This window comes from Pseudomonas koreensis (assembly GCF_012986595.1).
In the GTDB taxonomy this organism is placed as follows: domain Bacteria; phylum Pseudomonadota; class Gammaproteobacteria; order Pseudomonadales; family Pseudomonadaceae; genus Aquipseudomonas; species Aquipseudomonas koreensis.
The window spans coordinates 184,716-198,406 of sequence record NZ_JAAQYM010000004.1; the positions used below are offsets into that span (position 1 = coordinate 184,716).

The 13,691-nt window shown below is 63.0% G+C and carries 8 protein-coding genes; 5 read left to right on the forward strand and 3 right to left on the reverse strand.

The genetic code is table 11. From position 1 onward, the window contains the following. Positions 1-804, reverse strand: coding sequence for a 2,5-didehydrogluconate reductase DkgB (dkgB, locus tag HBN98_RS13830; RefSeq protein WP_083366423.1), 804 nt, complete (start codon positions 802-804; stop codon positions 1-3). A gap of 319 nt (positions 805-1,123) precedes the next feature. Here dkgB and HBN98_RS13835 point away from each other — a divergent pair, with 319 nt between their 5' ends. The 3 genes from HBN98_RS13835 (at position 1,124) to HBN98_RS13845 (ending at position 4,086) form a co-directional block, all read left to right on the forward strand. Then, positions 1,124-1,990, forward strand: a complete 867-nt coding sequence (locus HBN98_RS13835; protein WP_064586844.1) for a pirin family protein — start codon at positions 1,124-1,126, stop codon at positions 1,988-1,990. A gap of 115 nt (positions 1,991-2,105) precedes the next feature. Further along, positions 2,106-3,548: a mechanosensitive ion channel domain-containing protein gene (locus tag HBN98_RS13840; protein ID WP_083366422.1), complete on the forward strand. Its 1,443-nt coding sequence runs from the start codon at positions 2,106-2,108 to the stop codon at positions 3,546-3,548. Between the two features lie 97 nt (positions 3,549-3,645). Continuing rightward, a complete protein-coding gene (locus tag HBN98_RS13845; protein WP_027614017.1) occupies positions 3,646-4,086 on the forward strand; it encodes a carboxymuconolactone decarboxylase family protein in 441 nt (146 codons plus the stop codon). Positions 4,087-4,199: 113 nt separating this feature from the next. On the opposite strand, the gene HBN98_RS13850 is transcribed toward HBN98_RS13845, so the two are convergent. Next, positions 4,200-5,792, reverse strand: a complete 1,593-nt coding sequence (locus HBN98_RS13850; RefSeq protein ID WP_083366421.1) for a DHA2 family efflux MFS transporter permease subunit — start codon at positions 5,790-5,792, stop codon at positions 4,200-4,202. Next, positions 5,789-6,910, reverse strand: a complete 1,122-nt coding sequence (locus HBN98_RS13855) for an HlyD family secretion protein (RefSeq protein ID WP_083366420.1) — start codon at positions 6,908-6,910, stop codon at positions 5,789-5,791. The genes HBN98_RS13850 and HBN98_RS13855 overlap by 4 nt, the downstream gene beginning before the upstream one ends. Before the next feature lie 342 nt (positions 6,911-7,252). On the opposite strand from HBN98_RS13855, the gene HBN98_RS13860 reads away from it, so the two are divergent. Together HBN98_RS13860 and HBN98_RS13865 are read left to right on the forward strand one after the other, a co-directional pair. Further along, complete coding sequence (locus tag HBN98_RS13860) at positions 7,253-8,980, forward strand: ShlB/FhaC/HecB family hemolysin secretion/activation protein (RefSeq protein WP_064586848.1); 1,728 nt, start codon at positions 7,253-7,255, stop codon at positions 8,978-8,980. A gap of 113 nt (positions 8,981-9,093) precedes the next feature. Next, positions 9,094-13,563 carry a hemagglutinin repeat-containing protein gene (locus HBN98_RS13865; protein ID WP_083366419.1) on the forward strand — a complete coding sequence of 1,490 codons (4,470 nt, stop codon included), beginning with the start codon at positions 9,094-9,096 and terminating at the stop codon, positions 13,561-13,563. The last annotated feature ends 128 nt before the right edge of the window (positions 13,564-13,691 follow it).

The following is a 13,691-nucleotide window of genomic DNA, read 5'->3' on the forward strand; positions in this document are numbered from 1 at the left end:
TCAATCCCACTGCGGGGCGATGCCTTTCGGGCTGGTCAGGCGCTGGCCGCGCTCCAGCGTGGCGATCAGCGCCATGTCGGCGTCGCTCAGGGAGAGCGCGGTCGCGCCGAGGTTGCTTTGCAGGTTGGCGCGTTGAGTCGACGACGGAATCACCGCGTAGCCCGACTGCATGGCCCAGGCCAGGGTGACTTGCGCCGGGGTGGCTTGCAGGCGTGTGGCGATCTGCTGGATCACCGGGTCCTTGAGCACTTCGCCGTAGGCGAGGGTCATGTACGAGGTGATCTGGATGCCCTGGCTGCGGGCGAACTCGACCACTTTGCGGTTTTGCAGGTACGGGTGCAGCTCAATCTGGTTGGTGGCGATGTGATCGGCGCCGACTGCGGTGATCGCTTGTTGCATCAGGTCGATGGTGAAGTTGGAGACGCCGATCTGCCGGGTCAGGCCCAGACGCTTGGCTTCCAGCAGCGCTCCCATGAACTCGCCGACCGGCACCTGGTCTTGCGGCGATGGCCAGTGGATCAGCGTCAGGTCCAGGTAATCGGTTTGCAGCTTGTGCAGGCTTTCCTTGAGGCTCTCGATCAAGCGCTCCCCGGCGAAGTTGGCGATCCAGATCTTGCTGGTGATGAACAGCGTTTCGCGGGCGATGCCGCTGGCAGCGATGGCCTGACCGACCTCGGCTTCGTTCTCGTAGATCTGCGCGGTGTCGATGGCCCGGTAACCGAGTTCAAGCGCGGTGCTCACCGAATCGATGACCACCTGACCTTGCAGGCGAAACGTACCCAGACCAAAAGCGGGAACAGACATTGATGACTCCAGGGTTGCAGTGGGAATGGGCCGGAGTATCCGCGTCTGTTTCCTGGAGAAAAACCGTCGGTGGGGCAAAGCACTGTTGAGCAGAAGTCATGAATCTTGTAGGAGCTGCGGCACGCTGCGATCTTTTGATCTTGTTTTTCAGGAGCAAAAGATCGCAGCGTGCCGCAGCTCCTACAGGGGGGGATCGCTCGCGAAGGGCGTAGCACTGTTCTACATATGGAACACTAAAGCCGGTTTTTGCCGGCTAGTCCTCTGACCGTCATGGATTTAAGCTTAATCCATTGCGTCACCCACGTTTTTGGAGGCAACCATGAAAAACATCATCGGTATCTACACCAGCCCTCGCGGCCATTGGGTCGGCGATGGGTTCCCGGTTCGCACCCTGTTTTCCTACGACAACCTGGGAAAACATATCAGCCCGTTCCTGCTGCTCGATCACGCAGGACCTGCCGAATTCAGCCCGACCACCGAGCGCCGTGGCGTCGGCCAGCATCCGCATCGTGGTTTCGAAACCGTGACCATTGTCTACGACGGCGAAGTGCAACACCGGGATTCCACTGGCAGTGGCGGCACCATCGGCCCCGGCGACGTGCAGTGGATGACGGCGGCGTCCGGCATCCTGCACGAGGAGTTCCATTCGGATGCGTTCGCCAGAACCGGCGGCAAGCTGGAAATGGTGCAGTTGTGGGTCAACCTGCCGGCCAAGGACAAAATGGCCGCGCCCGGTTACCAGACGATTCTTGATGGCGACATCCCGAATATTGCGCTGAAGGATAATGCCGGCCACCTGCGCCTGATCGCCGGTGAGTTCGATGGCCAGAAAGGGCCGTCGCGGACGTTCACCCCGATCGACGTCTGGGACCTGCGGCTGAAGGCCGGAAAATTGCTGACGCTGGACCTGCACGAAGGTCGCAACACCGCCCTGGTGCTGTTGAAAGGTTCGGTCAGGATCAACGATGGGGACACTGCGCAGCAAGGGCAGTTGGTGCTGTTCGAACGCGACGGTCGCCAGTTGTCACTTGAGGCCAGCGAGGACGCGGTGGTGTTGCTGCTCAGCGGCGAGCCGATCGACGAACCGATCGTTGGCCACGGCCCGTTCGTGATGAACACCGAGCAGGAAATTCATCAGGCATTCGCCGACTTCCAGTCCGGGCGTTTTGGCCGGATGCACGGGTAAACCCAATGGGTTTAGGGGTGTTTCCGGGAACGGATTCATCCTGCCAGATCAATTGCTCCTACACTGAGCCAATCTGTGCGATCTTCTCGCGATTGGCCCGTGTCGGAGTGGTTTGATGTTGTCTTTCTTGACCGAACATCCGTTGTTTTGCGCGTTGATCCTGATCCTCCTCGATCTGGGCCTGTGGCGGCTGATCAGCTCCCGTGGCAGCGAGTGGAAGTTGTTGGTGCGGGTGCTGATATTCGGCCTGTTCAGCGCGGTGCTGTTCAACGAAGGCCTCAACCCCATGGAGCCGGCGCCGTGGGCCGACAACGTGCCGCTGCACCTGGCCGCGACCGGGTTGCAGATCGGCTGGTGGCTGTTCGGCGCGCGAACCCTGACCGTGCTGATCGGCGCGGTGATGATGCAGCGGGTCGGGCACACCGGGCGGCTGTTGCAGGATCTGCTCGGTGCGGTGATCTTCCTGATCGCGATCATTGCGGCGCTGGCTTACGTGCTGGATCTGCCGGTCAAAGGCGTGCTGGCGACCTCCGGGGCCTTGGCGATCATCGTGGGTCTGGCGTTGCAGAGCACCCTGAGCGACGTGTTTTCCGGGATCGTGCTCAACACCACCAAGCCGTATCAGATCGATGACTGGATCTCCATCGACGGCACCGAAGGCCGGGTCATCGACATCGACTGGCGCGCCACGCGCCTGCAAACCAGTCAGGGCAGCATGGCGGTGATTCCCAACTCGCTGGCGGCCAAGGCCAAGATCATCAACTTCAGCCGGCCGAGCAACATGTTCGGCGTGGCGGTCAGCGTGCAGGTCAGCCCGCATGCTCGCCCGAATACGGTGATCGATGCGCTGGAGCGGGCGATGCAGGGCTGCCGTCCGCTGCTGGACAATCCCTCACCGAGCGTGGCGCTGAAAAGCTCCAGCAGTGCCGGCGCGGAATATGAAATCAGCGGGTTCGTCTCGTCGATGGACGAGAAGCGTTCGGTGCGCAACCAACTGTTCGATCTGGCCTATCGGCACTTGCAGGCGTCCGGGGTCAATCTGTTGTCGAGTGTCGAACCGATTGTCTCCGGCAACCTCTCGCGGCCACGGGCGCTGCTCGACAGTTCGCCGATTTTCTCCACCCTGCGCCAGGAAGAGAAAGACACCTTCAGCCAGAACATGACCCTGCAGACCTTCCGGGCCGGCGAGACGATTCTGGACGCCGGGGAGGTCAGCGATCATTTGTTCATCATCGAATCAGGTGTGGTCAGCGTGACCCTGACCCGCCATGGCAGCCCGTTCGAATCCGGGCGCATGGGGCCGGGGGAGGTGATCGGCGAGGCCGGCATCCTGTCCGACTCGTCGGTGCCGGCGACCTTCGCGGCGAAAACCTTCTGCGCGCTGTACCGCATCGAGAAGACCTACCTGAAGCCGTGCCTGGATGCCCGCCACGACATCAACGAAGCGATGAAGGCCTTGCTCGATTACCGCCTGCACAAGGCCCAGACACTGACCCAGGACGTGCCGACCGTGGTGGCGAAAACCGGCTTCCTGCAGTGGTTGCGCAATCGCGTGTGACGGGGTGGTCTACTCGTCTTCCGGGAGATTGGCTATTTGTCCGGGGCCGTGGCGGGACTACCTTAGTCACACATTCACTGGCCCCGGAAATTCAACCATGAAAGCTCGTACCGATTTCTACACCGCTTCCCCAGACGCCCTGAAAGCGATGATCGCGCTGGAAACCGCAGTCTCGAAACTGCCGCTGGAAAAGACCCTGATCGAACTGGTCAAGCTGCGCGCTTCGCAGATCAACGGCTGCGCCTTTTGCATCGATATGCACACGGCTGACGCGATCAAGGGCGGCGAAACCCCACGCCGGCTGTTCGCGGTGACCGCATGGCGTGAAGCGCCGTTCTTCACCGAGCGTGAACGTGCTGCGCTGCTGTGGACCGAATCGCTGACCCAACTGAGCCTGACCCACGCCCCGGACGAAGACTACGACATCGTCGCCGCGCAGTTCACGCCCAAGGAAATGGTCGACCTGAGCGTGGCGATCAGCACCATCAACAGCTGGAACCGCCTGGCGGTGGGCTTCCGTAAAACCCCGCAGCTCTAAGCCGCAACACATATCCCTGTAGGAGCTGCCGAAGGCTGCGATCTTTTGATCTTGTTTCTAAAAAGCAAAATCAAAAGATCGCAGCCTTCGGCAGCTCCTACAGGGACGTGACATCAATGCGCATCCGCACTCGGCGCGGCCGGTGGTTGTACCTTGCGCATCAAGGGCACCATCGCCGTGGCGATGATGAAGCACAGCATGATCATCAAGAAGGTGTCGCCGTAGGTCTGGGTCTGCGCCTCGCGGTAGGTCAGCAGCCACAGTTGACGCAGGCCGGCGGTGATGCCGACGTCACCGCTCTGGCCCAGCGTCGCCAGGTTGCCGGTGACCTGTGTCAGCCACTGATTCATCGCCTCGTTGCTGCTGTTCAGATGCTCGGCCAACCGGGTGAAGTGCAGGTTGGTGCGGTCATTGAGAACGGTCGCGCACGCCGCAATGCCGATGGCCCCGCCGAGGTTGCGCATCAGGTTGAACAGGCCCGAGGCGTGTTTCAGCCGCGCCGGTGCCAACCCGCCCAGCGTCAGTGTCACCGCTGGCGGCACTGCCAACTGCTGGGCGATCCCGCGCAAAGCTTGCGGCAAAATCAACTGACCGGCACCCCAGTCGTGGGTGATCGGACTGAATTCCCACATTGACAGCGCAAACAGCCCCAGCCCGATCATCATGATCCAGCGCAGATCCATGCGATTGGCGAGAAAGGCATACAGCGGAATCGCCATGATCTGGAACACCCCGGTGGAAAAAACCGCCAGGCCAATGTCCAGCGCGCTGTAACCGCGCACCCGCCCGAGAAACAGCGGGGTCAGGTAAATCGTCGCGAACAGGCCGATGCCGGTGACGAAGGAAAAGAAGCAGCCGAGGGCGAAGTTGCGGTCCTTGAGCGCGCGCAGATCGACGATCGGATTGGCCACGTGCAACGTGCGTCCGATAAAGGCCAGACCGGCCAGAGCGCTGATCCATGCCGTGGTCAGAATCGTTTGATCGCTGAACCAGTTCCAGCGCGGGCCTTCTTCGAGGGTGTATTCCAGGCAGCCAAGAAACAGCGCGAGAAACACCATGCTCAAATAGTCCGCGCCCTTGAGCAGCGACAGTTCCGGCTGGTCGATCTTCACCAGCATCGGCACCGCCACCGCGACGAAAATCCCCGGCAACAGGTTGATGTAGAACAGCCAGTGCCACGAGGAAATATCGGTGATCCAGCCGCCGATCACCGGCCCCAATGTCGGTGCCAGTGACGCCACGGCACCGATGGTTGCCGCGGCAATCACCCGTTGTTTGCCGGTGAAGAAAAAGAACGCCGTGGTGAACACCAGCGGGATCATCGAACCGCCGAGAAAGCCCTGCAGCGCACGAAAGGCGATCATGCTCTGAATGTTCCACGCCACCCCGCACAGCAGGCTGGCCAGGGTGAAGCCGACCGCCGAGGCGCAGAACAGCCAGCGCGTGGAGAACACCCGCGACAGCCAGCCCGACAGCGGGATCACGATGATTTCGGCGATCAGGTAACTGGTCTGCACCCACGCGGTTTCGTCGGTGCCGGCCGAGAGTCCGCCGCCGATGTCCCGCAGCGACGCCGAAACGATCTGGATGTCCAACAGCGCGATGAACATGCCGATGCACATCGTGGCGAAGGCGAACACCTTGGTCGCGGTGGCCATGTCGGCGGCGTTGAACGGTTGCGCCGGGGCGGCGAGGGCAGTGCTCATGGTGCGACGGCCACGGCGCGGGTTTCAGCGGGCGCGCGGGTGTCGACTTCGGCGGTCACCGACAACCCTGGCCGCAGATGACCGAGCACACCGTCGGCCGGGTCGAGCAGGATCCGCACCGGCACCCGCTGGACGATTTTGGTGAAGTTGCCGGTGGCGTTCTCCGGCGGCAGCACGCTGAATTGCGAACCGGTGGCGGGGGCGAGGCTGTCGAGGCGGCCGTGGAATTCCTGGCCGGAGAGCACGTCGGCACGGATGCTGACCCGTTGTCCGGGACGCATTCTGGCGAGCTGGTCTTCCTTGAAATTGGCATCGACCCACAGGCCGCTGGCCGGCACCACCGACAACTGCTGCGAACCGGCCTGGGCATAGGCGCCGACCCGCGCGCGGCGATTGCCGATCACGCCATCGACCGGTGCGCGCAGTTCGGTATAGCCGAGGTTCAACTGCGCCAGATCACGCTCGGCCCGGGCTTGTTGCAGGGCGGCGCGGGCCTGTTGTTTCTGGGTGTCGATCACCGCCAGTTGGCGCTGGGCGGCGAGCAGTTCGGCCTGGGCGCGGGCACTCAGGGCCTGGGCAGTCTTGAAGGTGGCGTCGGCACGCTGGGCGCTTTCCACTGAGACGGCATTGGTGCTCACCAGGCGTTTGTAGCGCGCGTTATCGTCTCGCGAGCGGGCCGTTTCGGCACCCGCCGCATCGATGCCGGCACGGGCCTGACCGATCACCGCTTGCTGCAATTGTTCGGTGGCGTCGAGGTTGGCCAGCAACGCTAGTTCGGCGGCGACTGCGCCTTCGGCTTTGGCGAGGTTGGCGCGGTAGTCGCGCGCGTCGAGGCGGATCAGCACATCACCGGCCTTGACTGACTGGTTGTCACTGACCAGCACTTCTTCGATGTAGCCGGCGACCTTCGGCCCGATCACCGTGACGTCGCCACCGATGTAGGCATCGTCGGTCTCCTCCAGAAAACGCCCGGTGCCCCACCAGTGAGCGGCGTACACCCCGACAGCCACCATGGCAATCAGGCCGACGCCGGGCAGCAACAGGCGTTTGCGCAGTGGGGGCCTGGCGGAAGGGACCGCAGCAGACAGGTCGGGCTCAAGGGTGGGCATGCTGGTCATGGCGTAATACCTGCGAAGCGAGAAGTTATTACGGCTGTAATATGACGTGAGTAATATTTTGTGGCAATTGAATTTTCACGCCGGTCGTCAGTTGCCTGCCGAGGCTCAGGGTTTGGAGCGGTTGCGCTTGCTGAAGGGCGCCAGTAATTCGAGCCAGGTATCCGAAAACTCAATGAATGCCCTCGGGGAAACCCTGAGACCACGGTGTTGAACGCAGCAAAATCAAATGTTTAAGAAATGTAAGCGCTGTAGGAAGCGTCTTGCATTTGTGTGGGAAGGCTCTGACTATCACTCGCATTGATGGGGTGGCATTACGCCATTTTATGATTGCAAGGATGTTGCGTGCCGTATTCGCTTCGCGCTGTTTCTCGTCGTCGTTCCACGCGTTGCCCGCTGTTGTCGGCCTTTGTGTTGAGTGTGTGTGCCTCCTCGATTCAAGCGGCTGACCCTGTTGCGCCGGGCCAGGAAGCGCTGCGCCAGCAACAACAGCAACAGCGCGATCTGCAACAACTGCAGATGGAGCAACGCAAGCGCCAACTGGAGCGCGGTGCGTTCGGCCCGGCGCCCGCCACCCCGGCAATCCCGCAAACTGTCGCCCCCGATGAACGCTGCTGGCCGCTAAGTGGCACACGCATCGGCGGCGTCACGTTGATCGACAGCGCCAAACTCAACGCCCGAATCAAACCGCTGCTGGCGCCCTGCATGGGCGTCGGCCAGATCAACCATCTGCTGGCGACCATCACCGCCGCCTATGTCGAGCAGGGCTACATCGCCAGCCGCCCGTACCTGTTGAGCGCGCCAGCGGCGGGGCAGTCGCTGGACATCATGATCGACGAGGGCTACATCGAGTCCATCGAACTGGCCGACCAGAGCCTGCCGGTGTCGTTGGGCGGTGCGTTCCCGCATATGCTCGGCCAGCCGTTGAACCTGCGCGATCTGGAGCAGGGCCTGGATCAGTTGAACCGCTTGCGTTCGATTGACCTGACCGCCGACATCGCCCCCGGCAGCCAGCCCGGCGCGTCGCGGATCATCCTGCGCTCGCGCACGGCCGGACAGTCGCGTTGGGCCTTGGGGCTGGGCATCGACAACCTCGGCAGCGCCAGCACCGGGCGTGATCGCAACAGCGTCAGCCTGAGCTTTGACAGCCCGCTGCAACTCAACGATCTGCTGAGCCTCAGCGCCAGCGACACGTTGAATCAGGGAGACCGCTACAACCGCAACGCCAGCCTGTATTACGCGATTCCCTACGGCTACTGGACCTACAGCGTGTTCGCCAGCCACGCCGAATACCGCGCGCCGTTCAAACTGCCCAGCGTGACTTTCCACAGCACCGGCATCACCGATCAACTGAGCCTGCGCGCCGACCGCGTGCTGTGGCGCGACCAGAGCCGCCAGCTCAGCGCCAACCTGCAACTGGCGCACAAGGACGTCGACAGCTATCTGGAAAACGCCCGGCTGGGCATTCAGAGCCCGACCCTGACCGTGGCCGAAGCCGGACTCAATCTGTTCTGGCTCGACCGTGCGGTGTGGAACCTCGATGTCACTTATTCGCAAGGCTTGCGCTGGCTGGGCGCCGATGACGACGCCAATCACGCGGTCAACAACCTGCCCAAGGCGCAGTTTCGCAAGTACCGCGCCGGCCTCAGCCAATGGCGCAACGGCCAGTTCGGCGCGCAAGCGTGGCAGTGGCAGAGCCAGCTCAATCTGCAATACAGCCCTGACCCGTTGCCGGCCATCGAACAGTTGCTCGGCACCGACGATTCGGCGGTGCGCGGCTATCGGGTCAGCAGCGCCTCCGGCGCCAGCGGCGCGATCTGGCGCAACACCCTGCGCCTGCCGTTGCGCACCGATTGGCCAGTGCAGATCACCCCGCGCGTGGCCCTCGACAACGGCTGGCTCAAGGCCGACCACGGTGCGCAAGGTCAACGCCTGAGTGGCGCCAGCGTCGGCTTGAACCTGGGCTGGAAGAACCTGCAAGTGGACGTCGATTACCAGCGCGCCCTCAACACCCCCAACGGTTTGCAGCACGAGCCAGAGACCTGGCTGATGCGCGTGGGGTTGCAGATATGAGCACCAACGAGACTCATCAAGCAGTGAACACACAGCCGTCGGATCTGAGCGCGACAGCCACGGCCAAGACTAAATCGCGCGCCGTGATGCCGTTCTTACATGGAGACGTTTTTATGCCAGCACATACCTTTGCATTCCATCTTTCTCCTCGGGGAAAATTGCGCTGGGCGATCGCCAGCCTGTTCTTCGCCGTGCACCTGCCCAGCGCCCTCGCCGGCGGTGTGGTGGTCGCGCCTGGCCCCGGCGGCACCGCGCAATTGCAGACCCAGGGCGGCGTGCCCATCGTCAATATCGTCGCGCCCAACGGCTCCGGCCTGTCGCACAACCAGTTCCTCGACTACAACGTCGACCGTCAGGGCCTGGTGCTGAACAACGCCTTGCAGGCCGGGCAATCGCAGCTCGCCGGGCAACTGGCGGCCAACCCGCAACTGCAGGGGCAGGCGGCCAGCGTGATCCTCAACGAGGTGATCAGCCGCAACCCGTCGGCCATCAACGGCGCCCAGGAAATCTTCGGTCGCGCCGCCGATTACGTGCTGGCCAACCCCAACGGCATTTCGGTGAACGGTGGCAGTTTCATCAACACGCCGAACGCCAATCTGGTGGTCGGTCGTCCGGAATTGAACGACGGCAAACTTCAGGCATTGAACACCCGCGACGCCAGCGGCCAGTTGCAGATTCACAGCGGCGGCCTGCGCAACGGCGAGGGCTCGGTCAACCTGATCGCCCCGCGTATCGACAGCCAAGGGCGCATCGACGCCCGCGATCAACTGAACCTCACGGTCGGGCGCAACCAGGTGGATTACGCCAGCGGTCAGGTGAAAACCGTGGATCCATCGGGTAGCACCCATGACCAACGCATCGACGCCAGCCTGTTCGGCGCGATGCAGGCCGGGCGCATCAACATCGTCAGCACCGCCGAAGGCGCGGGCGTGCGTGTGGGAGCGGTGCAAGTGGCCGGGCGTGACGGCGTGCAGATTCGTTCGGCCGGCGACCTCAGTGTCAGCGGCGAAGCGATCCCCAACAGCCTGGACGTGACTCGAGCCGGTATCCGCAGCAGCCAGGGCGATGTCGGCCTGCACAGCGGCAAGGACCTGACGCTGGCCGCTGCCGATGTCAGTGGTCGTGATGTCAGCGTCGACGCCAAGCGCAACCTGACCCTGAGCACCGTGGAAAGCCGCAAGCTCCAGGAGAAGCGCGAAAACTGGAGCAACAGCACCATCGGCATCACCTGGGAAACCTACGACCGTACCCAGACCGACAGTGAAACTCGCCAGCACGGCAGCCAGATCGTCGCCAGCCGCGGCGCCAGGCTGACCTCCGGCAAAGACACCGAACTCAAAGCGGCCAAGGTCGAAGCGGCGAAGCAACTCGATGTGCAGAGCAGCGGCGATCTGCGCCTGACCGCCGCCACTGAAAGCCACACCCAGAGCGATCAGGGCAACCACCGCAAGCACCTGTGGAAGGCCGACTGGAACAGCAGCAGCGAAGAGCAGCGCAGTGTCGGCAGCCAGCTCAAGGGCGGCAATATCGCCCTGCAAACCGCCGCATTGTTGCGCGCCGAAGGCGCCGAGCTGAACAGCACCGGCGACGTGAAACTGGCGGGCAAACAGGTGGACGTGACCACGGCCACGCGCACCAGCCGCAGCAATAACAACAGTTACTCCGGCGACCTGGTCGGCGGTGGTTTCTTCGGCAAGACCGGTGACGCCGACAAGGGCCAGACCCAGCATCAGGGCAGCAAAATCAATGCGGCCGGCAAACTGATCGTCAAGGCTGACGACGTGCGCATCAGCGGCAGCCAGGTCCGTGGCGGCACCGAGGCCAGCTTGATCAGCGACCAGGGTTCGCTGGTGATCGACGGCGTGCAGGACACTTCGCACAGCAACAACCACGACAAGGACAGCAAGTTCTTCGGCATCACCAAAGACGAGTCACGGCAGAACGCCAAGGACAGCACCACGGTGCGCAGCGAGCTGGTTTCCGACAGCAACCTCAAGCTCAAGAGTGCCAAGGACATCGACGTTGCCGGTTCCACAGTCAAAGCCGGCGGTGCGCTGACGGCGGACGCCGCGGGGGATGTGAACGTGCATGCCACGCAGAACACCCACGACAGCCGCTCGACCAGCGAAACCCGTGGTTTCGACGCCTACGCCAAAGAGCAGACGCCGGAGCAATACCGCGCCGGCGTGCATTACGAAGACAAGCAGCAGACCGTCACGAGCAACGACGTCACCCAGCAAGGCTCGAGCCTCCGCGGCGCCAGCGTGCAGGTGAAGGCCGGCGGCGATCTGACGATCAAGGGCGGTGAGGTCAAATCCACGGCGGGCGACACCACGCTGAGCGGCAAGAATGTGTCGTTGCTGGCCGAACAGGACAGCCACACAACGACCACCGACACCTCCAGCACCGGCGGCGGCTTCTACTACACCGGTGGCCTCGACCGCGCCGGCAGTGGCGTCGATTTTGCCCACAGCACCGCGCAAGACAGCAGCAGCAAAACCACCGCACAAACCACAGGCGTGCAGAGCAGCGGCGGCCTGACGATCAACGCCGACAAGCTGGTGACCGAAGGCGCACAGGTCAAGGCCGGCAATGGTCTGAACGTTGCGGCCAACGAAATCGATAACCGCGCGGCCAGCAACACCGAAAGCAGCAGCCACAGCCAGAGCAACTGGTCGGCGGACATCGGTGCCAACGTCGAGTACAAGGACATCGCCCGCCCGATTGCCGGTGCGGTCAAGGATGTGCTCAACGGCAAGGTGCCGGACAAGGAAGCCTTGAGCAATCTCGGCCAGCCAAACGTCGGCCTCGACGTGGCGATCGGTCACGGCAGCGCCGACAAGACCGAGCAGAGCAGCAACGCCGTGGTCAGCCGTTTCGACGGGGGCAGTGTCGATTTAAAAACCGCCGGCAACCTGCACGACCAGGGCACCCAGTACAACGCCAGCAACGGCAAGGTCAACATCAGCGCAGACACACTGGTAGCCGACGCCGCGAGCAACACCCACAGCAGCACCGAACACTCGGTGGACGCCAAGGTCGACGTGCGGGTCTACACCAAGACCGGCGAAGACGTGAACGTCGCCGGCAGCGGCGCGGGCGGCAACAGCTTCGCCGGCAAGGACAGCAGCACGGCGCTGGTCGGCGGCTATGCCGGTAATCAGGGCGTGAACATCAACGTCGGCGGTGATGCGCAGTTCGCCGGCAGCCGTTTCGACGGCGGGCAGGGCGCTGTGAGCATCAAGACCGGTGGCGATCTGGCGCTGAATCAGGCCAACGACCGCCAGAGCAGCAGCGACTCCAGCCTGCGCGGCAACGGCTCGCTGACGGTCGGCACCTTGCCGGGCACCGATGGCACTAACGTCGACCTCGGTGCCGGGTTCCAGCTCGACCACACCGGCAAGCAAACCACTGACACTCAGGCTCACGTCGCGAGCATCAGCGGTACCGGTCCGGTGCAGTTGAGCAGCGGCGGCAACCAGGTCCAGCAAGGCACGCAGATCGACAGCGCGGGCGCCATCGATCTGCACGCGGACGGCAAGCTCGACCTGCAAGCGGCCACCGATACGCACACCGCAACCGGCGGCAATCTCGGCGGCGGTTTGAAGGGCGGCGGCAGCAAATCCACCAGCGAGAAGAGTCGCGATCAGGGCGGTAATCTGAGCGGCAACTTCAACATCGGCGGGGTCAACGAACACTCGCAAACCCTGGTCGGTGGTCAGCTCAATAGCCAGAGCGGTGTGGCGTTGAGCGGTGACGCGGTGCACCTGCAAGGCACGCAAGTCGGCGCGCCGAGCGTCAATATCGATGCGCAGAAGGGCGGTTTCGTTCAGGAGTCGGCGCAGTCCACCGAGCGTCGCAACAACTGGAATGTCGCGCTGAATGCCGGCGGCAACCTGAGCAGCAAGACCCCGACCGCCGCCGATGAAAAGGCCAGCAGCGACCACGGTTTCAACGCCGGGGCCAAGGTCGGCGTCGATTACCTGCAAGCCACCACCCAGCAGAACAGCCAGGTCAAGGCTGACAGCGTGGTGCTCAACAGTGCCGGTGATGCACAGCTGTCGGGTGCGCGGATCGACGCCAACACGGTCAGCGGCAAGGTCGCCGGTGATCTGACCGTCGATAGCCGTCAGGACTCGAAGACGCAAGCCAAGGTCGATGTCGATCTGGGCCTGACCGCGAAGAAGAATCCACCGAGCGACAAGGAAAAACTCGCCGGCACCGACTACAAGCCGACACTGAAAGCGCAGGGCGAATACACCCACAAGGACAGCGTGGCCCAGGCCTCCGGCATCAGTGGCAGCCAGGGCGTGAACCTCGCGGTGGGCGGCGCGACACAGTTGACCGGCGCGCGGATTTCGGCGAGTGAGGGGAAAGTGGATCTGGGCGGTTCGAAGGTCGATAGCAGCGATCTGTTCAACCGTGGCTACGGGGTGAAAGCCGGGCTGGACCTGCCGCAGAAAACCGAGGAGAACGCACCGAAGGTGTCTTTCGATAACGGCAATCTGAAAGTGGGTCCGGTGACCCTGAGCGGCAACCTCGACAGCCAGGCCCTGCAGGCCGGGATTGACGAAAAAGGCTGAGCAGCACCGCAATAACAACGGTGGGAGCGAGCCTGCTCGCGAAGGGGTCAATTCAGTCAGCTAATGGGTCGACTGAATCAGCGCTTTCGCGAGCAGGCTCGCTCCCACATGTTTTATTTCGACCAGAC

What these genes read in the sequence shown, in the direction of transcription:
- dkgB (WP_083366423.1), bottom strand. Translation starts at nt 804, where the DNA reads ATGTCTGTTCCCGCTTTTGGTCTGGGTACGTTTCGCCTGCAAGGTCAG.
- HBN98_RS13835 (WP_064586844.1), top strand. Translation starts at nt 1,124, where the DNA reads ATGAAAAACATCATCGGTATCTACACCAGCCCTCGCGGCCATTGGGTC.
- HBN98_RS13840 (WP_083366422.1), top strand. Translation starts at nt 2,106, where the DNA reads ATGTTGTCTTTCTTGACCGAACATCCGTTGTTTTGCGCGTTGATCCTG.
- HBN98_RS13845 (WP_027614017.1), top strand. Translation starts at nt 3,646, where the DNA reads ATGAAAGCTCGTACCGATTTCTACACCGCTTCCCCAGACGCCCTGAAA.
- HBN98_RS13850 (WP_083366421.1), bottom strand. Translation starts at nt 5,792, where the DNA reads ATGAGCACTGCCCTCGCCGCCCCGGCGCAACCGTTCAACGCCGCCGAC.
- HBN98_RS13855 (WP_083366420.1), bottom strand. Translation starts at nt 6,910, where the DNA reads ATGACCAGCATGCCCACCCTTGAGCCCGACCTGTCTGCTGCGGTCCCT.
- HBN98_RS13865 (WP_083366419.1), top strand. Translation starts at nt 9,094, where the DNA reads ATGCCAGCACATACCTTTGCATTCCATCTTTCTCCTCGGGGAAAATTG.